Consider the following 19800-nt stretch of genomic DNA (forward strand, 5'->3'; position numbering starts at 1 on the left):
CAACAATTTGGAGTTATTTCATGGCTGAACTCGAACGGCACGAGTACGACGTCGTCGTAATCGGAGCCGGCGGGGCGGGGTTGCGTGCGGTCATCGAGGCCCGGGAGCAGGGCCTGCGCGTGGCGGTGGTGTGTAAGTCGCTGTTCGGCAAGGCCCACACCGTCATGGCCGAGGGCGGCTGCGCCGCCTCGATGCGCAACGCGAACTCCAAGGACAGCTGGCAGGTGCACTTCGGTGACACCATGCGCGGCGGCAAGTTCCTGAACAACTGGCGTATGGCCGAGCTGCACGCCCGCGAAGCACCGGACCGCGTGTGGGAGCTGGAAACCTATGGTGCGCTGTTCGACCGGACCAAGGACGGCCGGATCAGCCAGCGCAACTTCGGTGGCCACACCTACCCCCGCCTGGCGCACGTCGGTGACCGCACCGGCCTGGAGATCATCCGCACCATGCAGCAGAAGATCGTCTCGCTGCAGCAGGAGGATTTCGCCGAGACGGGTGACTACGAGGCCCGCATCAAGGTGTTCCACGAGTGCACCATCACCGAGCTGGTGAAGGACGGTGACCGCATCGCCGGCGCGTTCGGCTACTGGCGTGAGTCGGGCCGCTTCGTGCTGTTCGAGGCGCCCGCCGTGGTGCTGGCCACCGGCGGCATCGGCAAGTCGTTCAAGGTGTCGTCGAACTCCTGGGAGTACACCGGCGACGGGCATGCCCTGGCGCTGCGGGCCGGCGCGACGCTGATCAACATGGAGTTCATCCAGTTCCACCCGACGGGCATGGTCTGGCCGCCGTCGGTGAAGGGCATCCTCGTCACCGAGGGCGTGCGCGGCGACGGCGGAGTGCTCAAGAACTCCGAGGGCAAGCGCTTCATGTTCGACTACATCCCCTCGGTGTTCAAAGGTCAGTACGCCGAGACCGAGGAAGAAGCCGACCAGTGGCTCAAGGACAACGACTCCGCCCGTCGCACTCCTGACCTGCTGCCGCGCGACGAGGTGGCGCGCGCCATCAACTCCGAGGTCAAGGCCGGCCGCGGCACCCCGCACGGCGGCGTCTACCTCGACATCGCCTCGCGCATCCCCACCGAGGAGATCAAGAAGCGCCTGCCGTCGATGTACCACCAGTTCATGGAGCTGGCCGAGGTCGACATCACCAAGGACGAGATGGAGGTCGGGCCGACGTGCCACTACGTCATGGGTGGCATCGAGGTCGATCCCGACACCGGTGCGGCCCGCACGCCCGGCCTGTTTGCGGCCGGCGAGTGCTCGGGCGGGATGCACGGCTCGAACCGGCTCGGCGGTAACTCGCTGAGCGACCTGCTGGTGTTCGGCCGGCGGGCCGGCCTCGGCGCCGCGCAGTACGTCAAGGCGCTGCCCGCGCGGCCGGTAGTCTCCGATGACGCACTGACCACGGCGGCGCGGGAAGCCTTGGCGCCGTTCGACGAACACGTCGGCGCGGAGAACCCGTACACGCTGCACACCGAGTTGCAGCAGGCCATGAACGACCTGGTCGGCATCATCCGCACCAAGGAAGAGATCGAGCAGGCACTGCTCAAGCTCGACGAACTCAAGCGCCGGATGCACAACATCACCGTCGAGGGCCACCGGCAGTTCAACCCCGGTTGGCACCTGGCCGTCGACATGCGGAACATGCTGCTGGTCAGCGAGTGCGTGGCCAAGGCCGCGCTGGCCCGCACCGAGAGCCGCGGCGGCCACACCCGCGACGACTACCCGGAGATGAGCGCCGACTGGCGCAACATCCTGCTGGTGTGCAGTGCGGGCGGCGGTGACCCGATCGTCCCCGACGTGACCGTCACCCCGGAGCAGCAGGTGCCCATGCCGGCCGAACTGCTCGCCTGCTTCGAGCTGTCCGAGCTGGAGAAGTACTACACCGACGCCGAATTGGCCGCCCATCCGGAACGGAGCCAGCGATGAGCAACAGCTACCAAGCCAATCTGCGGGTCTGGCGCGGGGACGACACCGGCGGCGGCCTCGACGACTTCAAGGTCGAGGTCAACGACGGTGAGGTGGTGCTCGACATCATCCACCGCATCCAGGCCACGCAGGCCCCGGACCTGGCGGTGCGGTGGAACTGCAAGGCCGGCAAGTGCGGGTCGTGTTCGGCGGAGGTCAACGGCCGGCCCCGGCTGATGTGCATGACGCGGATGTCGACGTTCGATCCGGCCGAGACCGTCACCATCACCCCGCTGCGGGCGTTCCCGATCATGCGCGATCTGGTTACCGACGTGTCGTTCAACTACGAAAAGGCGCGCCAGATCCCGTCTTTCGCGCCGCCGAAGGACCTCAAGCCCGGCGAGTACCGGATGCAGCAGGAAGATGTCGAGCGGTCGCAGGAGTTCCGCAAGTGCATCGAGTGCTTCCTGTGCCAGAACACCTGCCACGTGGTGCGCGACCACGAGGAGAACAAGCAGGCGTTCGCCGGGCCCCGGTTCCTGATGCGGGTGGCCGAGCTGGACATGCATCCTCTGGACACCCTCGACCGCAAGGACATGGCGCAGGACGAGTTCGGCCTGGGTTACTGCAACATCACCAAGTGCTGCACCGAGGTCTGCCCCGAGCACATCAAGATCACCGACAACGCGCTGATCCCGATGAAGGAGCGCGTCGCCGACCGCAAGTACGACCCGATCGTCTGGCTGGGGAACAAGCTCTTCCGGCGGTAGGTTGCCGATCCGGCGGGGCCGGCGATGTTTCGGCGTACGCTCGGAAGGGCAGCCAATCCTTGACGAAAGGCAGCCAGATGGGCCAATCAGAAACGCACAGCGTCAACGACATTCGGACCGCGATCCGCGAGCTCTCCTTGCGCGCCGAACTGGCCCGCAAGGAAGGGCGGCCTGACGACGCCGCTGAACTCGAGGCGCGGGTCGCGGGGTATCGCCAGGAGCTGGCCTCCCGGCCCTGACTCAGGCCTCCAGGCGGCGGAATGCGCTGCGGTGGAAGACCATCGGCTCGACGTCGGGGTTGATGACGATGTCACTGATCGCCAGGACCACGATGGTGTGATCGCCGGCGGGAACCAGCTGATCGATCGACGTCTCGAGCCACACGCTGGTGCCGTGGATGAACAGCGCACCGTTGTCGCGAGCCTCGGTTTCCAGGCCCGCGAAGCGGTCGCCGGTCTTGGCGGCCAGGGTGCGCGCCGCGGCGTCGTGCTGCTGACCCAGCACGCTGATGCCCAGGGCCGGCAGGTCCTTGAGCTTCGGCCAGGTCGTCGACGTGTTCTGCACACAGAACGACACCAGCGGCGGTTCCAGCGACACGGGCACGAAGGTGCTGGCGGCCAGGCCGACCTTCTCGCCGTTGACGTGGGCTGCGATGGCGACGACGCCGATCGGGAAGTGGCCGAACGCCGCGCGCAGGGATGCCGGGCTGAGATCTGTAGAGCTCATAGTCCGTCCATCTTCACATGGCACTCCCCGAGGCACCCGAGCAAGCGTCCGCTTGGCGGGAACGCCCTGCTACCGGCCGAGGTAGCGCGCCAGCGAGTCTTCGGCCGCCTCGGGTATGAATCCCGTTGATTCCAGCTTCTGGGTGTCGAGCACGCTGTTGCGCGGCCGCGGGGCCACCGCGCCGGTCGCCGAGGCGAAGTAGGCCTCGGTGCTGACGCCTGTCACCCGCGCCGGGTCGTGGCCGGAGAGCTCGAACACCCGGCGGGCGATGTCCGCCCACGACATCGCCGGACCCGAACCGGTGACGTTGTACGTCCCGTACGGCGCGCCGGTCGTGGTCAGGTGCCGGATCGCCCGGGCCAGCTCGGGGGTGAACGTCAGCCGCCCGACCTGGTCGTCGACCACGGACGGGTCGACGCCGCGCTCGGCCAGCGACGCCATGGTCTGGACGAAGTTGCGGCCGTCCCCGATCACCCACGACGTCCGCAGGATGTAGTGCCGCGGCACCGTCGCGACGATCTGGTCGCCGGCCGCCTTGGTCTGGCCGTACACGCCGAGCGGGGCGATCGGGTCGTCCTCCCGGTAGGGCGAGTCAGAGGTGCCGTCGAACACGTAGTCACTGGAGAGATGCACCAGCGTGAGGCCGCGGGCGGTCGCGATACGGGCCAGCGCGGCAACGCCGGTGACGTTGACGGCCCAGGCGTCGGCTCGCCCGCTCGGGGTCTCGGCCGCGTCCACGGCGGTGTACGCGGCGGCGTTGATGACGGTGTCGTAGTCCTGCCACCGCAGCACCGACTCGAGGTCACCGAACAGGTCCACCTGCTCGCGGGTGACGAACTCGAAGCTGGGGTCGTCACCGTATTCGGCGCGCAGGGCCCGGCCGACTTGGCCATTGGCGCCCAGTACCAAGGTCTTTCGCGGTGCGACCGGCTGGATGTCCGCCAGCCGGGGATGCGTCCGATCTTTGGCCGAGAGCTCGGCGCGTTCGAGCGGAATCGGCCAGTCGATGGCCAGCGTCTCGTCGGCCAGATTCACCGAAACATACTGCGCGTCAGCCGAATAGTGGTCGTTGACGAGGTAGACGTACGCGGTGTCGGGCGCCAGGGTCTGGAACGCGTTGCCGACCCCACGGGGCACGAACACCGCCCGCGACGGATCGAGCTCGGCCGTGAACACCGCGCCGAACGTCGGCCCGCCGCGCAGGTCGACCCAGGCGCCGAAGATCCGGCCCGTCGCCACCGAGACGAACTTGTCCCACGGTTCGGCGTGGATGCCGCGGGTCGTGCCCGCCGCGTCGTTGAAGGAGATGTTGTTCTGCACGGGCCCGAAATCCGGCAGCCCGAGCGCCATCATCTTCTCACGCTGCCAGTTCTCCTTGAACCAGCCGCGGTTGTCGCCGTGCACCGGCAGGTCCCAGACGGTCAGGCCCGGAATCGGTGTGGCATTGGCGGACAACGGTTTTCCGTATTCGGTCACGGGTTGCCCATCACTCACTGGCCCTGGCTCGCGTAGCGCGCTTCGGTGGCGTCCTTGACCGGACGCCACCATGCCTCGTTGTCGCGATACCAGGCGATGGTGGCGCGCAGCCCGTCGGCGAAGTCGACATATTTTGGCTGCCAACCGAGTTCGGTGCGCAGCTTGGTCGAATCGATGGCGTAACGCAGGTCGTGTCCGGCGCGGTCCGTCACGTGGTCGTAGCCGTCGGCCGGCTGGCCCATCTGAGTCAGGATCATCTCGATGACGGTCTTGTTGTCCTTTTCGCCGTTGGCGCCGATCAGGTAGGTCTCGCCGAGGCGTCCCTTCTCGATGATCGTCAGCACGGCGGACGAGTGGTCATCCACGTGGATCCAGTCCCGCACGTTGCGGCCCGCGCCGTAGAGCTTCGGCCGGATACCGCACAGCACGTTGGTGATCTGCCGCGGAATGAACTTCTCGACGTGCTGGTAGGACCCATAGTTGTTGGAGCAGTTGGAGATTGTGGCGCGGACGCCGAACGAGCGTACCCACGCCCGGACCAGCAGGTCACTGCCGGCCTTGGTCGACGAATAGGGCGACGACGGGTTGTAGGCCGTGCGTTCGGTGAACTTGGCGGGGTCGTCGAGTTCGAGGTCGCCGTAGACCTCGTCGGTCGAGATGTGGTGCAGTCGGGTGCCGTGCTTGCGGACCGACTCCAGCAGCGTGAACGTCCCGACCACGTTGGTGTGCAGGAACGGTTCCGGATCGCGCAGCGAGTTGTCGTTGTGTGATTCGGCGGCGAAGTGCACCACGACGTCCGTCGTCGCCATCAGCTCGTCGACCAGCGCGGCGTCGGCCACGTCACCCAGGACGAACGTCATCCGCTGTTCGGGCAGGCCGGCAAGGGATTCCCGGTTGCCCGCATAGGTCAGCTTGTCCAGCACCGTGACGTGATGGTCGGTGTGGGCCAGGACGTATCGGACGAAGTTGGCGCCGATGAATCCGGCGCCCCCGGTGACCAGCAGCCGTGCCATCAGTACCCCCTGCTCAGCAGGTCCAGCAGGTACGTGCCGTAGCCGGACTTCACCAACGGCTCGGCGCGCTCGCGCAGCTCGTCGCTGCTCAGATAGCCACGCCGCCAGGCGATTTCCTCGGGCACCCCGATCTTCAGACCGGTGCGGCGCTCGATGGTCCGAACGAACTCGGCGGCGTCGGTCATCTGATCGAACGTCCCGGTGTCGAGCCACGCCGTGCCGCGCGGCAGCACCTGAACCCGTAACCGGTTCTGCGCCAAGTACGTTCGGTTGATGTCGGTGATCTCGTACTCGCCGCGGGCACTGGGCTTCAACTCGCGCGCGATCGATACGACGTCGTTGCTGTAGAAGTACAGTCCAGGCACGGCGTAGTTGCTCTTCGGCACTGCGGGCTTTTCCTCGAGCGAAACCGCCTGCCCGGCATCGTCGAATTCGATGACGCCGTAGGCCGAGGGTTCGGCGACCCAGTAGCCGAAGATCGCGCCGCCGTCGACGTTGTTGAACCGCTGCAGCTGCGTGCCCAGGCCTGGGCCGTACAGCAGGTTGTCGCCGAGGACGAGCGCCACGCTGTCGCCGCCGAGGAAGTCGGCGCCGATGGTGAAGGCCTGCGCGAGCCCATCGGGCGACGGCTGCTGGGCGTAGCTGATCGAGACGCCGTACTGCGATCCGTCGCCGAGCAGCCGTTCGAAACTCGGCGCGTCGAGCGGCGTCGTTATGACCAGGATGTCGGTGATCCCCGCCAGCATCAACGTGGACAGCGGGTAGTAGATCATCGGCTTGTCGTAGACCGGGATCAGCTGCTTGGACACCCCGGCGGTGACGGGGTGTAGTCGCGTGCCCGCGCCCCCGGCCAGGATGATGCCTTTCACCCGGCCATCCTGACATATGCGCACCGCGTCAGGTGCTCACCGAGCGGACTCAAGCGCAGGCTCGGAGGCCAGGACCTTGCCGTTCTGCACGATTTCCAGGCCTGACGACGAGACGTGGTACTCGGCGGCATCGGGATCGTTGAACGCGACGAAGCCGTCACCGGACTCGTTCACCGTGCCCAATCGGATCGTCGCACCGTCGGAGATTCGATAGCCCAGGTAATACAGCACCCCGACGCGGCTGCGGCAGATCACCACCGCCGACTGCGCGGTGCGCAGGATCATCGCGGCCTCGTCGGCTCCCGTGCACCGGGCGGCGCCGTTGTAGGTGGTGAAGCCGCGGGTGTCGGCGTCGGGCAGCACCATTCGCGCCGTGGTGGGCACCAGTGAGGTCGGGGGCTCCGGCTCGGTGGACTCGACCGACGTCACGGTCACGCCCGTCGGCTCGGACATGGTCGTCGTGGCCTCCGCCGAAGTCGTTGGGCCGCTGCGTCCGTCATGTCCGCGCATCAGCACGACGCCGACGAAGACCAACGCCACCACCAGCAGGATGCCCACACCGATCAGCGCCCAGGCCGTGGGACTCATTCCGGACCGCGGCGTCGGCGACGGATCTGCTTGGCGCACAAGGCCCATGGGTGCGGGCGGCGGCGCGGATGCGACAGTCGGCACACCGGGTACCGCGTGTGCGGCGGCGACCGGGGGCAGCGTCGCCGCCGCACCACGCGCCAGCGCCGCGGCGAAATCCCCGCACGAACGGAAGCGGTCAGCGGGCCGGCGGGCCATCGCAATGGCCATCACGGGGTCCAGGTCGGCGAGGTCCGGGCGGACGTCGGCCAGTCGTAGCACCACACCACTGACACGCTGGCTGATGAGCACGACAGGCGTCGAATCGCCGCCTGGGGGCTGGCCGGTCAGCAACTGAAAAGCGGTGGCGGCCAAAGCGTATTGGTCGGATCGACCGTCAAGCGGCTCACCGAGCAACTGCTCCGGCGCGGCATAGTTCGGCGTGCCGAGCGTCATGTTCGTCGACGTCAGGCCGTCGAAATCGTCGACGCGCCGGGCGATCCCGAAATCGGCGAGCAGTACCCGCCCGCGACCCGGGCCGCCCGCGCCCAACAGGATGTTCGCGGGTTTGACGTCGCGGTGCAGCAGTCCTCGGCTGTGCGCATGATCCAGCGCGTCGGCGATCGCGGTGACGATCGCGATCACCTGGTCCCGCGGCATCCCGCCGGGGCACTGCGTCCGGAGCACGTTGCCGGCGTCGGAGCCCTCGACGTAGTCCATCGAGATCCACAGGCGCCCGTCGTATTCGCCGCGGTCGTGCACTCCGACGATGTGCTGATGCCACAACGTCGCCGCGGCGTCGGCCTCGCGTTCGAAGCGCCGCCGGTATTCGGCATCGGCGGACAGGGAGGCCGGCAGAACCTTCAGCGCGTCGGTGCGGGGCAGCCGCGGATGCTGGACCAGATACACCTCACCCATGCCGCCGGCACCCAATTTCCTGACCACGGTGAAACCGGCGAAAACCGATCCATCGGGCAGCGACATGGTCGGATCGTAACTGCCAGAACGCGAATCGGCGGCCACTCGAGACTCGCCCGAGTGGCCGCCGGCCGACGCATCGCCTTACCGCTTGTCCATGATGCCCTCGATCTGGTCGACACCGTGGATGCCGCTGTTCGTATCGCTGGCCAGGACGATGAGCCCGTTGCCCTCGTGGTTGAGCGTGACCAGCATGGTCTCGTGCGCCATCGCGGCGTGCTTGTTGCCGTGGTTGTAGAGCGGCGTGACGACGTCCTCGTTCAGCTTGGCGAAGAAGTTGGTGTCGATGCCGTTCGCGTTCCAGGCCCGGTACTGATGCTTGCTGTTCTGGACGAAGGTCTTGTCGTGGTCGGTGACCTCGATGACCTGGTCGACCCACTTGTGCTCGTCCTTGCTGACCTTGCCGGCCTTGACGGCCCGGTCGATGTCTTCGCGGGCGGGGCCGTAGAGCCGGGTCAGGTGGATGTGCAGTTGGTCGTATCCGCGGCCGTCCTGCGAGTTGATGCCGAGGGCCCAGTCCGGCGAGCTCCCGAAGTGGATCGAGTCGTAGGCGTCCTTGAAGTAGTTGGGGGCGTCCGAGCGCAGCAGGTTGGGGCATTCGATCCCGGTCTCCCGGACCGTCGGCACCACCAGCAGATCCTGGACCGCCTTGATGTCGTGCTTGCCCGGGTGCACAGCGAAGCCACGGGTCGAGTCATTGCCCGGCCACTGGACCTGCAAGTTGTGACCCGGGTTCTTCGGCGAGTGCTCTCCCACGCCGTGCGCCGGCGGCTTCACGCCGTCCCAGATCTTGTCGTCCTTGTGGGTGAGGTCGCACTCCATGAAATGCTGCGTGCCCGTCTCGGCGTGGGCGGCGGGCGAGAGACCGAACGCCAGCGCCGGCGCTGCCACCAGGGCGGCGGCGGCCGCGATGCGGCGGGTGAAGCGGGAGCGGGTGGTCACGGTCGTGGTGGTCATATCGTCTCCTGAAGGTTGTGGGCCGTTTTGGCGTTGAAACAACCTTCGCGGAACCGACGGCCCAGGTCAGTCCGCTGATCGGGCCCTCGACCGGACGAAATCGGCGTCCCCCGATCGGGGGACACGCACCGCTCGGCTCGCTCGCCGCCGCTGGGCGGCCCACAACTTCTCCTGTGCCCGCAGCACCACGAGTCCGGGGCTTCCTCGACCCTCCGCCGTCGACTTCGTCACCCAGATGACGCTCCATCCCCGCGATTCGAGCTCGGCGGTGTGGCTGTGCACCCATTCGCGATATCCCGGCATATCGGCGTCCTCGTCACACTCGACGGCTACCTGCCACCGCGGCCAACCCAATGCCGCCCGAGTGCAGACCAATCCCCACTCGTCGTAGAACGGGATCTGCGTTCGCAGTCCTGGAATGCCCGTGCGGCGCAGCAACAGCCGGGTCTGCGTCTGCAACGGAGACTCTGAACCGCCATCGGCCTGCGCCAGCGCAATCCGCAGTCGGTCCACACCCCGAATACCCCGATTGGCTTCGGCCAGCGCCCACACGTGTGCCGGGTCCAAGCCGGTCACGTTCAACAATGCATCCAGCGTCGGTATCGCCTGGTTTTCGGGTAGGAGCCGGCCCAGATCGAATGCCGTCCGCGCCGCAGATGTCACCCGCATGCCGCCGGCCATGCAGACGTCGTCGGGAGCGAGCGCATATGAATGCACCGTGAGTCCGGCCGGCGAGTGCCGGTTGGACCGCACGACCTCTGCCGGCGCGTCCGCATCGAGCCACTCGGTCCCGTGGACGGCCGCCGCTGACAACCCGCACAACACCGCATCCGGCCCGGCGAACAACCACGCCGCCTCGGCGCGCAGCCTCGCCGTCAATGCCACCTCGTTCGCAAGGTAGACACCCCGGTAGACGGCACGGTAGCCGGTGCGGAGCGCTTGTCTGGTCAGGAGTCCGGTCTGCACGGCGGCGCTGCCGAGAAACGGTCTGTTCATGCGGCGAGCATCGCTGTGACCACCGACAGATCCGATTCTTCGACCAGTGGTTATCCACAGGGCAGGAGCTGTTGCCCCCTGGCGCTGCCGGTCTCCACAACCATCCGGACCGCGTTGCTACAGCGAATGTGCATGTTCGGATTGAGATTTCGCGGTTTTGCGGGCCAAACCTGCACACTCGTCGTAGCACCGCGCATCGCATGCAGCACCTGACCGGCAAACCAGGTACCACCGGTCACATGTGAGTTGAGTAACCTGGCGCCATGTCCGATGCGTCGATCCTGTCCGTGCTGCGCGAGCGCGCCGGCGCGACTCCCGACGACGTGGCCTACACCTTCACCGACTACGACCACGACTGGGACGGCGTCACCGAGAGCCTGACCTGGGCCCAGCTGTACCGTCGCACCCTCAACGTGGCGCACGAGCTCCGCATGCACGGCGTCCCCGGCGACCGCGCGCTGATCATCGCGCCGCAGGGGCTGGCCTACATCGTCGGGTTCCTGGGCGCCATGCAGGCGGGTTTCATCGCGGTGCCGCTGTCGGTCCCGCTACCGGGTTCGCACGACGAGCGGGTGAGCGCCGTCATCACCGACACGTCGCCGACCGTCGTACTGACCACCGCGGCCGCGTTCGACATCGCCGCGCAGAACGTGGACGACGGTGCCTCGATGGTCGCCGTGATCGCCGTCGACACCCTCGATCTGGATGCCGAGCGGGACTTCGATGAAGAAGTGCCGGCCGGCCCGGACATCGCCTACCTGCAGTACACGTCGGGGTCGACGCGGTTGCCGGCCGGCGTGATGATCTCGCACAAGAACCTGCGGACGAACATCGAGCAGTTGCTCGCCGATCTGCTGTCGCAGCACGGCGGCGAGCTGCCGCCGGGGTCGACGCTGGTCTCGTGGCTACCCTTCTACCACGACATGGGCCTGGTGCTCGGGATCGCAGTGCCCATCTTCTCCGGCCACAAGGCCGACCTCATGAGTCCGATCGCCTTCCTGACGCGCCCGGTCCGCTGGCTGCAGGCGCTGTCGCGAAACAACCCGGCGTGGTCGGCGGCGCCGAACTTCGCGTTCGATCTCGCTACGCGCCGCGTCACCGACGAAGAGATGGCCGAGCTCGACCTCAGCGGCGTCATCGGCATCAACAACGGCGCCGAGCGCATCCACCCGCCCACCCTGATCAAGTTCGACGAGCGTTTCGCGGCCGTCGGCTTCCGGCCCGAGATGATGGTGCCGTCCTACGGCCTGGCCGAGGCCACGCTCTATGTGGCCAGCGGTGCGCACGGCCGACCGCCCGAGGTCGTCGAGTTCGCCGCCGAAGAACTGACGCAGGGCATCGCCTTGCGCAAACCCGGTGGGACGCCGCTCATGCGGTACGGGCGGGCGCCCTCGCCGCTCCTCGAGATCGTCGATGCCGACACCTGCCAGGTATGCCCCGACGGCGTCGTCGGCGAAATCTGGGTCCGTGGCGACAACGTGTCCGCCGGGTACTGGCGCAAGCCGGAGCAGACCGGGTCCGCCTTCGACGCGACGCTGGTGAACGCCCCCGAGGGCACCCCCGAGACCGGCTGGCTGCGCACCGGAGACCAGGGCTTCATCTCAGATGGCGACCTGTTCATCGTCGGCCGCATCAAGGACATGCTGATCGTGCGCGGCCGCAACCACTACTCCGACGACATCGAAGCGACGGTACAGAAGATCAGCCGGGGACGGGTGGCGGCGATCGCCGTGACCGACGACCACACCGACCAGCTCGTCACGATCATCGAGCTCAAGGCGCGCGCCGACGCCGCGACGCTCGACGGGCTGAAAAACGATGTGGTGGCGGCGATTTCGCGGGCACACGGGTTGCAGGTCGCCGACGTCGTTCTGGTGGAAGCCGGGTCCATCCCGACCACCACGAGCGGCAAGATGCGGCGGTCGGCGTGTGTCGAGCAGTATCGGCAGGGACAGTTCATCCGGTTGGACGCGTAACCGCACCGCATGTGGATCACCCTGTTGGTGATGGCGGTCGCGGTCAGCCTGGAGCCGTTCCGCATCGGCATGTCCGTTGTCATGCTGAACCGGCCGCGCCCGCACCTGCAGCTGGCGGCATTCCTGTGCGGCGGTTTCCTGATGGGCCTGTCCGTCGGCGCGGTGGTGCTGTTCGTCCTCGAGGCCCGGCTACCCGCTTGGGCCTCAGCGCATTTCAACCTGCCGACGGTCCAGATCGTGATCGGCGTATTGGCGTTGGCGGCCGCGGTGCTGCTGGCCGTGACGAAGGGGCGCGAGCGGACCGTCCCGGACTGGCTGACCCGGCTGCTCACCGGCCGGTCGCTGTGGGTCGCCGGCGTGGCGGGCCTGGGCATCGCGCTGCCCTCGGTCGACTATCTCGCGGCGCTGGCCGTGATCGCCGCCGCGCACCTCGATGCCGGGGTGCGAATGGGTGCGCTGGTGACCTTCAACGTGGTGGCGTTCTCGCTGGTCGAAATCCCGCTGCTGGCCTACCTCATCGCACCGCAACGCACGCGCACCGCAATGAGTAACCTGCACAACTGGATTCGCGCGCGGCAGCGCCACGAGGTCGCGGGCCTGCTGGCGGCGGTGGGTGTTGTGCTCGTCGCCGCGGGTGCGGTGGGGATCTAGAGCGCCGTTGCGCGAGCGTGCAGCCAGCGCTTCCCGAACCCCGGATCCGCGATCTGTGTGCACGCTCGCGAACCGCCGGGCCGCGCATCGTCGCGAATGTGCAGACAGCGCATCCCTACGCAATATTCCACGATCTGTATGCACGCTCGACGAGGGATGCCGGTGCGGGTTCACCAGTTGCGGCCCAGGCTCGAGCCACCCGGGCCAGCACATCACTTTCGGCGTGCCGCTTGACGACACGTATCCGGGTCCAGCCCAACTCATCGAGGTCTTCTGACCGAAGGATGTCGTGAGCGAACTGGCGCGGGTCGTTGCGGTGATGGTCACCGTCGTACTCGACCGCCAGCTTGTAATCCCCCCACCCCATGTCGAGGTAGTACTGCCGCTTGCCGTCGGCGCTCCGCACCGGAATTTGCGTGGCCGGTCTCGGGTACCCGGCTCGAATGAGCAATAGCCGTAACCAGGTCTCGGGTGGCGACTCGGCACCCGCGTCATAGAGGTCGAGGGCGGCGACCAATTGCCGCATGCCGCGCGCGCCGTGATGTTCGAGCGCAAGCCGGCGGACGGCATCCGCCGTGCAACCGGTTGCGTTGCCGAGTGCGTCGAGCCGAGCGATCGACTCATCGAGGGTGCCGCGGCGGCCGATGTCGAAGGCCGTCCGCTCAACGCTGGTGAAGGGAAGTCCGCCGCGAACAACGACGTCGTCTGCCGCCAACTGAACCTTGTGCGTGACGATTCCAGCTGGTGGCCGGCGGCCCGACCAGGCCAGTTCGATCGGGAGGCGATCTTCGATGTAATCGGCGCCATGCAGGCGCGAGGCGGTAAGGCCGGCAATCACCCCACCGCGCCGTGACCACAACCAGGCCGCCGTGGCTCGGTGGTAGATCGTGAGGTCGTCACCCGACTTGTCGGTGTAGACGTCGGGGAACATCGCGATGTACCGGGAGCGCAATTGATGCTTCCGCACTCGCCCGGCGGCAACCGCCTCGCTACCGATGAACGGGGTCTGCACAAGCACTCACATTGCGGCATCGCAGGTATCGCGGGAACCGCGAAGGCACGATCTGTGGATGGATCGCGCACTGTGGATAGCCCGCTCAGTTCCGCGAAAGTGCAGCCAGCGCGCCCCAAACGCGATTCTCGCGATCTACACGCACACTCGCGGAATCACCAAGGGAGACAAAGCCGCGAGTGTGCAGCCAGCGCGCCCGTCGCGCCGGATCCGCGATCTGTACGCACACTCGCGGACCGAGCGTGGCCGCGCAGCCCCTAGTGCGCGCTCGGCCCGTGGCTCAGCACGTAGTTGATACCCGACATCAGCTGTGACACCGGGTCGGCGGCGCCACCGAAGGCGGCCTGCGTCGCCGGGGCGGTGGCGGCGGCGGGGTCGTAGCCGTTGACGGGATCAACGGTGACCGGTGCGGTCGCCGGGTCGTCGTTGCGCGAATATCCGGCATCCACCATGGGTTTCATCACGGCGTCGAGGTGATTCATGTCCGCTTCGGACATGCCGAGGTACTTGAACGGCACGACGAGCGGCAGGTGCTGCTCGGGGATCATGTACGTCGTCGTCGTCGCGCCGCGGGAGTTGACGGTCTTGATGACGTTCTGCGGCGGCACGTTCTTCGGGTTGGTGAACGCCACCGCGGTGTGGCCGGTGGCCAGGCCGACGACGGCGTTCGCGAGCGCCATCAGATTGTCCGGGCGGTCCGGCCAGTCGGCGATGCTGTCGTACGCGGAGATGAATTGGTAAGTGTCGTACTGACTGTCGACCACCGGCGGCATCAGGAAGTCGAGCGCGGGGACCGTGCTGCCGACGGGGTAGGTCTGCCGCAGGAAGCTCTGCGTCCACGGGTTGATGGCGAGCGGGTCACCGTAGGTGGCGAACGACAGCTCGTTCGGTGGCGGCGCGGCCGGGTCGTACGCGAGCCGGTCCTGCACGGCGTGCACGACCATGGCGCCCTCGGACAGGCCGATCACCGTGCCGGGGCCGCCGGCCTGAACGCGGTTGATGACGTTGTTCTTACCGACCTCGACGGACTCACCGATGCTGGGTCCGTTCAAGCCGATCTCGGGCATCTTCTGATGTAGCTCGTCGATGCCCGGGATGACGCTGAGCACGTGGCCCTGCACCTGGCCGGCGGGGTAGTCGACGATCTCTCGATTGAGACCCGGGAACCAGTCGGCGCCCGTACGACGGATGTACTCGTCGTACGGGATGCCCATGACGTGCGCGCCGCCGAGTGCGTACCCACGGCCGGGGGTGCCGATCGGCGGGATGGCCGGCACGAGCGGGCCGCCGGAGCCGGCGTCAGAGCTGGAACCGGGACCGGTCCAGGGCTCGTCGGCCGTCGCGATCCAGTCGGCGAGGGGCCCGGAAGCACCGACCGTCAACAGCGTGGTGGCAATCGCCAACGAGCTGGCAAGTCGCTTGTTCATACGTTGCTCCCCTGCGGTTTCGGGCGGGACGGCCACCAGTTCGCTTCTCCGACGAGCGTGGCCATGGCAGGCACGGTGATGGTCCGCACCAGGAAGGTGTCCAGCAGGATGCCGGCGCCGATGACGAAGCCGCCCTGGATCACGGTACCGATGCTGGAGAACAGCAGACCCCACATGGAGGCCGCGAAGATCAGGCCGGCCGCGGTGATGACGCCGCCGGTCGACGACAGCGTGCGGATGATGCCGTACCGCATGCCGTGTGGCGATTCGTCACGCATGCGCGAGACGAACAGCATGTTGTAGTCGGCGCCGACCGCGACGAGCACCACGAAAGCCAGTGGTGGAACGGTCCAGTGCAGCGGCTGGTGGAACAGGTACTGGAACACCACGACGCCGATGCCGAGCGCCGCGAAGTACGAAAGCACCACGGAGCCAACCAGATACAGCGGCGCGATCAGCGACCGCAGCAACAGCATCAGAATCAGCAGCACCACCGCGACGGTGACGATGATGATGAACCGGATGTCGTTCTGGTAGTAGTCGCGGGTGTCCTTGAGCGCCACGGGATAGCCGCCCATCGACACCGTGGCATCCGACAGCGACGTGTTCGGCTGGGCGCCGCGGGCGGTGTCGCGGATGGTGTTGACCTGGTCCATCGCCGCGGCGCTGAACGGATCGAGTTTGGTGAGCACGAGGTACCGCACCGAGTGTCCGTCGGGCGAGATGAACATCTTGGACGCCGACTTGAAGGCCTCGAGCTGCAGCACCTCGGGCGGGATGTTGAAGCCCGCCTGGGTCGGGCCGCCCGCGTTCTGTTTCATCGACAGCAGGAAGGCGCCGGCCTGGTCGAGGCCCGACCGCATCAGCTGGATCTGTTCGACGACCTCGTCGACCCCGTTGGCGACTTCGCGGCTGCCGCTCGCCGACCGATCGGCGCCCTGGCGCAGTTTGGTCAGATTGGCCTGCGCACCCGCGGGACTGTCCATCCCCATGGTGCGCATCACCTTGGTCAGGTTGGTCATCGCACTCTGGAGTTGCTGCACCGACGCGTTGAGCGTCTTCTGATCCTGCATCGTCTGCAGCTGCCCGGCGAGCTTGTTGATCTCGTCGATGGTGCCGTCCTGGCGCGCTTCTTCCAGACGCTGGAAGTGGCCGCGGGTTTCGGCGCACGACAGGTCGAGGTCGCACACCGCGTTGTTCTGCAGCGCCGCCAGCACCGGTCCGACCCAGCCGAACATGTCTTTGGCCGCCGTGTAATTCAGCCCCAGCGTGTTGCCCAGCTTGCTCACGCTGTTGACGAGCTTGGCCGCGACTTCCACGTTCTGCACCAGCTTGTTGCCGCCGTACTGGCTGCGGATCGCGGTGAAGGCGTCGAGCGTCGTCTGCAGTTGCGTGGCGATCTGGCCGACCTGGCCGCGCACGTCGGCGAGGTTGGTCGCGAGGGTGTCGGCGCCCTTGGCCAGCCGGTTGATGTCGTTGGTGCGCTGGCCGATCATGCCCGCGCCTTCTGTCAGCCGGTCACCGACCAGGCCGGCCTGGAAGGTGGCCCGGAACTCCGGCGGCACCTCGCCGAGGGGACGGGTGATGCCGCTGACCATGGCGACGTCCGGTAGCTGGCTGATGCGCGACGCCATCTGCTCCAGGTCCGCGAGGGCCTGCGGCGAGCGCAGGTCGCGCGGCGATTGGACGAGGACGTAGGACGGCACCGACTGGTTGACGTTGAAGTGGCTCTCGAGCGCGGCGTACCCGATGGAGCTCGGGGCCGACGCTGCGACGGCCTTGCGGTCGTCGTAGTTGAACTTCGCGAAGCCCGCGGCGCTGGCCAGCAGGAGCAGCACCAGCAGGCTGGCCACCAGGTGCAGCTTCGGTCGGCGGACGATGCGCGCGCCGGACCGCCGCCACAGCTGTGCGGTGATCTCGTTGCGCGGTTTGATCCAGCCCCGCGGCCCGACGAGCGTGATGATCGCGGGCAGCAGCGTCACCGCGGCGAGGAACGCCACCAGGATGCCGATGGCCGACGAGACGCCAACCGTGGAGAAGACGCCCATCTTGGCGAAGCTGATGCCGAGGAAGGTGACGCCGACGGTCGCGGCCGACGCCGTGATGACCTTGCCGACGGAGCCCAGCGCCCGCCGGACAGCGTCGGTCGATTCCAGGCCCTGCCGCACATAGTCGTGGTAGCGGCTGATCAGGAACACCGCGTAGTCGGTGCCCGCGCCGAAGATCATGGCGCTCAACAGGATGATGGCCTGGTTCGACACTCCCAGCCCGGTCAGCTGCGACAGCCCGGCGACCGTCGCCTGCGCGATCACCAGCGACATGCCGATGCCGGCGAGCGGAAGCATCATCGTGACGGGATTGCGGTAGACGACCAGCAGCACGAGGAGCACCAGGACCGCGATGGCGATCTCGATGGGCATCCGGTCCTTCTCACCGGCGACGGTGAGGTCGGCGACGGTGGCCGCGGGTCCGGAGAGGTGGATCTTCAGCGGGCTGCCGGCGGTGCTGTGCCGCACGATGTCGGCCACCCGGTTGTAGGCGGCGTACGACTGCGGTGTCCCCAGCGCGCCGGCCAGGCCGACGGGCAGCACCCAGGCCTTCTTGTCCTTGCTGGTCATGAAGTTGCGCAGCGGCGGGGTGCTGATGAAGTCCTGCATCATGACGACGTCGTGCGGGTCGTCGCGCAGGGCGTCCACCAACTTGCGGTAGGTGGCTTCGTCGTTGCGATCCAGGCCGCGGTCGTTGATCAGCACGACGAGCAGCAGGTCGTCGGTACCGGGTTCCTTGAAGGCCTCGGTCATGTGCCGGGCGGCGACGTTCGACGGCGCATCGGCGGGCAGCATCGCCAGCGGATGCTTCTGGGCCATCTCGTTGAGGCTGGGGACGGCCAGGGGCAGGGCCACCGCCAGCGTGATCCACAGGCCGATCACCGCCCAAGGCCACCGCACCACAAAATCGGCTAGCCGTCGCAAGTGGTCACCAGTTCCCGCCGTCGGCGATCCGCGTGCAGACCGACTTCATCGCTTCCAGGTACCGGGTCACGGACTTCTTGGCGATGGGGTTGTCCGGGTACATGACCTCCATGACCGTGCCGCCCTCGTAGCGGAAGACGTAGATGGTCAGCTGGTAGGAGTACCGGCCATCGGAGTAGATGCCGATGTTGTTGGCGTATCCCATCTCGGTGGCGGCCAGGATGGTGTTGAGTGGCGCCGCGCCGCCGTGCAGGAAGTTCGACACCGGGAAGTTGGGCCGCGGCCAGTCCAGCCACGGTGCGAGCTCCAGGACGCGGTAGTACGGAACCCGCGCCATGTTGAGGTTGCCGTCGAACGACTCCTGCGCCGCCCAGGCGGCTTCGTTGAAGGTCGCCGCGGCGATCGGCACGGTGATGGGCACCAGTCCGGTGAACCAGCCCTGCGTCATGAAGTTGTCCGACGTGCGCCGGGTGTCACGCGGGGTGAGCCCGTAATACGTTGCAGCACCGGTCAATTCGTGCTCGACCTGGGCCATGCAGGCGAACAGGCCGCCGACGAAGCGGGCACCGGCCGCCTCACAGGCAGACTCGAACCGTGCCGTCTGCTCGGGGTCCATGAGCGATTCGCCGACCATGTCGCCGACCGACGGCTCCATGGCGTTCCCCAACGGCAACGGGAACTCCGGCATGCTGTTGTTGTTGTTCTCAGCAAACTCGATCCAGGCCTGCACCTCGGGAGAGTCGACGGTCAGCGCCGAGGTGCGCTCGTGCTCCTGGACGCACCATTCGTCGAAGCTGCCGGCGTCGGGCAGAGCAAACGCTGAGCCCCCTGTTGTCAATGCTGTGTACCGGCCATGAGCCTCCAGCATCGTGATGCCGATGAGCGCCGCGTCGCCGTGGACGTGGTCGATGGCCGCATAGAAGTTGAAGCTGTCTTCGCTCTGGACGATGCCGAAGGAGAAGCAGCCCCACTCGAGCGGTGTCGGGATGTCCACGAGGTGCTTGCGGACGTCCTCGACCGCCAGTTCACCGTGGTTGACGGGCTCGAACTCGAGGTCCTCGGGGTCGGTGAGGGTGTGCCGGAGGATGTCGCCGTCGTCGGTGTACTCGAACCAGCTGCGGTAGGTGTCGTGCCTGCGCAGATAGGAGTTCAGCGCTTCGTTCATGGCCGCGATGTCGCACTGACCAGGGACTTCGCACGTCGCGATGATCTGCCGGGAGTACTCCAGACCCGAACCGGTGCGCTCGACGACACCGCGGATGTGCTGGCCCTGCATGTAGCTGACCGGCACCGAACTCACAGGTGCCTGCCGGGCCACTTCGCGAGCCGCCTCGGTGGGGTGCCAGGAGGTCAGAACACCTGGGATCGGCGTCCAATCATCGATCTTTCCGATCGTGATCTTCCCGATTCGCAATTACTTTCCTCCCAGGTTTGGGCACACAGAGGCCCGGCAACACTGTTGGCGCCATCAACATACCCCGGCAACCTTTGCCGGCGCCG

At 67.1% G+C, this 19800-nt stretch carries 16 protein-coding genes; 5 read left to right on the forward strand and 11 right to left on the reverse strand.

Annotation, left to right across the window (positions count from 1 at the left end; translation table 11 throughout):
• The first annotated feature begins 20 nt into the window (after positions 1–20).
• The 3 genes from VXD91_RS11990 to VXD91_RS12000 all read left to right on the forward strand — a co-directional run bounded on the left by VXD91_RS11990 (position 21) and on the right by VXD91_RS12000 (position 2919).
• On the forward strand, positions 21–1931 hold the full coding sequence (locus VXD91_RS11990) for a fumarate reductase/succinate dehydrogenase flavoprotein subunit (RefSeq protein ID WP_212808005.1): 1911 nt from the start codon (positions 21–23) through the stop codon (positions 1929–1931).
• Positions 1928–2680, forward strand: coding sequence for a succinate dehydrogenase/fumarate reductase iron-sulfur subunit (locus tag VXD91_RS11995; RefSeq protein WP_029121197.1), 753 nt, complete (start codon positions 1928–1930; stop codon positions 2678–2680). Before VXD91_RS11990 ends, VXD91_RS11995 begins: the two co-directional genes overlap by 4 nt.
• A gap of 77 nt (positions 2681–2757) precedes the next feature.
• Positions 2758–2919 (forward strand): hypothetical protein, encoded by a 162-nt coding sequence (locus tag VXD91_RS12000; protein ID WP_166427982.1) that lies wholly within the window; start codon positions 2758–2760, stop codon positions 2917–2919.
• 1 nt (position 2920) lies between these two features.
• On the opposite strand, the gene VXD91_RS12005 is transcribed toward VXD91_RS12000, so the two are convergent.
• From VXD91_RS12005 to VXD91_RS12035, 7 genes are all read right to left on the reverse strand, one after another.
• Positions 2921–3406 carry a flavin reductase family protein gene (locus VXD91_RS12005; protein ID WP_212808004.1) on the reverse strand — a complete coding sequence of 162 codons (486 nt, stop codon included), beginning with the start codon at positions 3404–3406 and terminating at the stop codon, positions 2921–2923.
• A 69-nt stretch (positions 3407–3475) separates the two neighbouring features.
• Positions 3476–4882 carry a bifunctional dTDP-4-dehydrorhamnose 3,5-epimerase family protein/NAD(P)-dependent oxidoreductase gene (locus tag VXD91_RS12010; protein ID WP_212808003.1) on the reverse strand — a complete coding sequence of 469 codons (1407 nt, stop codon included), beginning with the start codon at positions 4880–4882 and terminating at the stop codon, positions 3476–3478.
• 14 nt (positions 4883–4896) lie between these two features.
• On the reverse strand, positions 4897–5895 hold the full coding sequence (gene rfbB, locus VXD91_RS12015) for a dTDP-glucose 4,6-dehydratase (protein ID WP_212808002.1): 999 nt from the start codon (positions 5893–5895) through the stop codon (positions 4897–4899).
• Entirely contained in the window at positions 5895–6764 is an 870-nt protein-coding gene (gene rfbA, locus VXD91_RS12020; RefSeq protein ID WP_212808001.1) for a glucose-1-phosphate thymidylyltransferase RfbA, read from the reverse strand. The genes rfbB and rfbA overlap by 1 nt, the downstream gene beginning before the upstream one ends.
• A 36-nt stretch (positions 6765–6800) precedes the next feature.
• The gene (locus VXD91_RS12025; RefSeq protein WP_346415502.1) at positions 6801–8315 is read right to left on the reverse strand and encodes a serine/threonine-protein kinase; all 1515 of its coding nucleotides are present in this window, start codon (positions 8313–8315) and stop codon (positions 6801–6803) included.
• Between the two features lie 78 nt (positions 8316–8393).
• Positions 8394–9266 (reverse strand): CDP-diacylglycerol diphosphatase, encoded by an 873-nt coding sequence (locus VXD91_RS12030; RefSeq protein ID WP_346415503.1) that lies wholly within the window; start codon positions 9264–9266, stop codon positions 8394–8396.
• 66 nt (positions 9267–9332) lie between these two features.
• Entirely contained in the window at positions 9333–10262 is a 930-nt protein-coding gene (locus VXD91_RS12035) for a hypothetical protein (protein ID WP_346415504.1), read from the reverse strand.
• Between the two features lie 263 nt (positions 10263–10525).
• On the opposite strand from VXD91_RS12035, the gene VXD91_RS12040 reads away from it, so the two are divergent.
• Positions 10526–12238, forward strand: a complete 1713-nt coding sequence (locus VXD91_RS12040; RefSeq protein ID WP_346415505.1) for an AMP-binding protein — start codon at positions 10526–10528, stop codon at positions 12236–12238.
• A gap of 9 nt (positions 12239–12247) precedes the next feature.
• Positions 12248–12889 carry a GAP family protein gene (locus tag VXD91_RS12045; protein WP_346415506.1) on the forward strand — a complete coding sequence of 214 codons (642 nt, stop codon included), beginning with the start codon at positions 12248–12250 and terminating at the stop codon, positions 12887–12889.
• 115 nt (positions 12890–13004) lie between these two features.
• Here the strand turns inward: VXD91_RS12045 and VXD91_RS12050 are convergent, their stop codons facing one another.
• From VXD91_RS12050 to VXD91_RS12065, 4 genes are all read right to left on the reverse strand, one after another.
• Positions 13005–13901, reverse strand: coding sequence for a hypothetical protein (locus tag VXD91_RS12050; protein WP_346415507.1), 897 nt, complete (start codon positions 13899–13901; stop codon positions 13005–13007).
• Positions 13902–14158: 257 nt separating this feature from the next.
• Positions 14159–15328: an acyltransferase PE gene (pe, locus tag VXD91_RS12055; RefSeq protein WP_133425846.1), complete on the reverse strand. Its 1170-nt coding sequence runs from the start codon at positions 15326–15328 to the stop codon at positions 14159–14161.
• Positions 15325–18300, reverse strand: coding sequence for an RND family transporter (locus VXD91_RS12060; RefSeq protein ID WP_293022589.1), 2976 nt, complete (start codon positions 18298–18300; stop codon positions 15325–15327). The genes pe and VXD91_RS12060 overlap by 4 nt, the downstream gene beginning before the upstream one ends.
• A 4-nt stretch (positions 18301–18304) precedes the next feature.
• Positions 18305–19714 carry a condensation domain-containing protein gene (locus tag VXD91_RS12065; protein ID WP_346415508.1) on the reverse strand — a complete coding sequence of 470 codons (1410 nt, stop codon included), beginning with the start codon at positions 19712–19714 and terminating at the stop codon, positions 18305–18307.
• Between the last annotated feature and the right edge of the window lie 86 nt (positions 19715–19800).

This window comes from Mycobacterium sp. SM3041, assembly GCF_039668335.1.
Classification (GTDB): Bacteria; Actinomycetota; Actinomycetes; order Mycobacteriales; family Mycobacteriaceae; genus Mycobacterium.

Excerpts from the sequence above, each read along its gene's own strand:
- VXD91_RS11990 (WP_212808005.1), top strand. The coding sequence starts at position 21 with ATGGCTGAACTCGAACGGCACGAGTACGACGTCGTCGTAATCGGAGCC.
- VXD91_RS11995 (WP_029121197.1), top strand. The coding sequence starts at position 1,928 with ATGAGCAACAGCTACCAAGCCAATCTGCGGGTCTGGCGCGGGGACGAC.
- VXD91_RS12000 (WP_166427982.1), top strand. The coding sequence starts at position 2,758 with ATGGGCCAATCAGAAACGCACAGCGTCAACGACATTCGGACCGCGATC.
- VXD91_RS12005 (WP_212808004.1), bottom strand. The coding sequence starts at position 3,406 with ATGAGCTCTACAGATCTCAGCCCGGCATCCCTGCGCGCGGCGTTCGGC.
- rfbB (WP_212808002.1), bottom strand. The coding sequence starts at position 5,895 with ATGGCACGGCTGCTGGTCACCGGGGGCGCCGGATTCATCGGCGCCAAC.
- VXD91_RS12025 (WP_346415502.1), bottom strand. The coding sequence starts at position 8,315 with ATGTCGCTGCCCGATGGATCGGTTTTCGCCGGTTTCACCGTGGTCAGG.
- VXD91_RS12030 (WP_346415503.1), bottom strand. The coding sequence starts at position 9,266 with ATGACCACCACGACCGTGACCACCCGCTCCCGCTTCACCCGCCGCATC.
- VXD91_RS12035 (WP_346415504.1), bottom strand. The coding sequence starts at position 10,262 with ATGAACAGACCGTTTCTCGGCAGCGCCGCCGTGCAGACCGGACTCCTG.
- VXD91_RS12040 (WP_346415505.1), top strand. The coding sequence starts at position 10,526 with ATGTCCGATGCGTCGATCCTGTCCGTGCTGCGCGAGCGCGCCGGCGCG.
- VXD91_RS12045 (WP_346415506.1), top strand. The coding sequence starts at position 12,248 with ATGTGGATCACCCTGTTGGTGATGGCGGTCGCGGTCAGCCTGGAGCCG.
- pe (WP_133425846.1), bottom strand. The coding sequence starts at position 15,328 with ATGAACAAGCGACTTGCCAGCTCGTTGGCGATTGCCACCACGCTGTTG.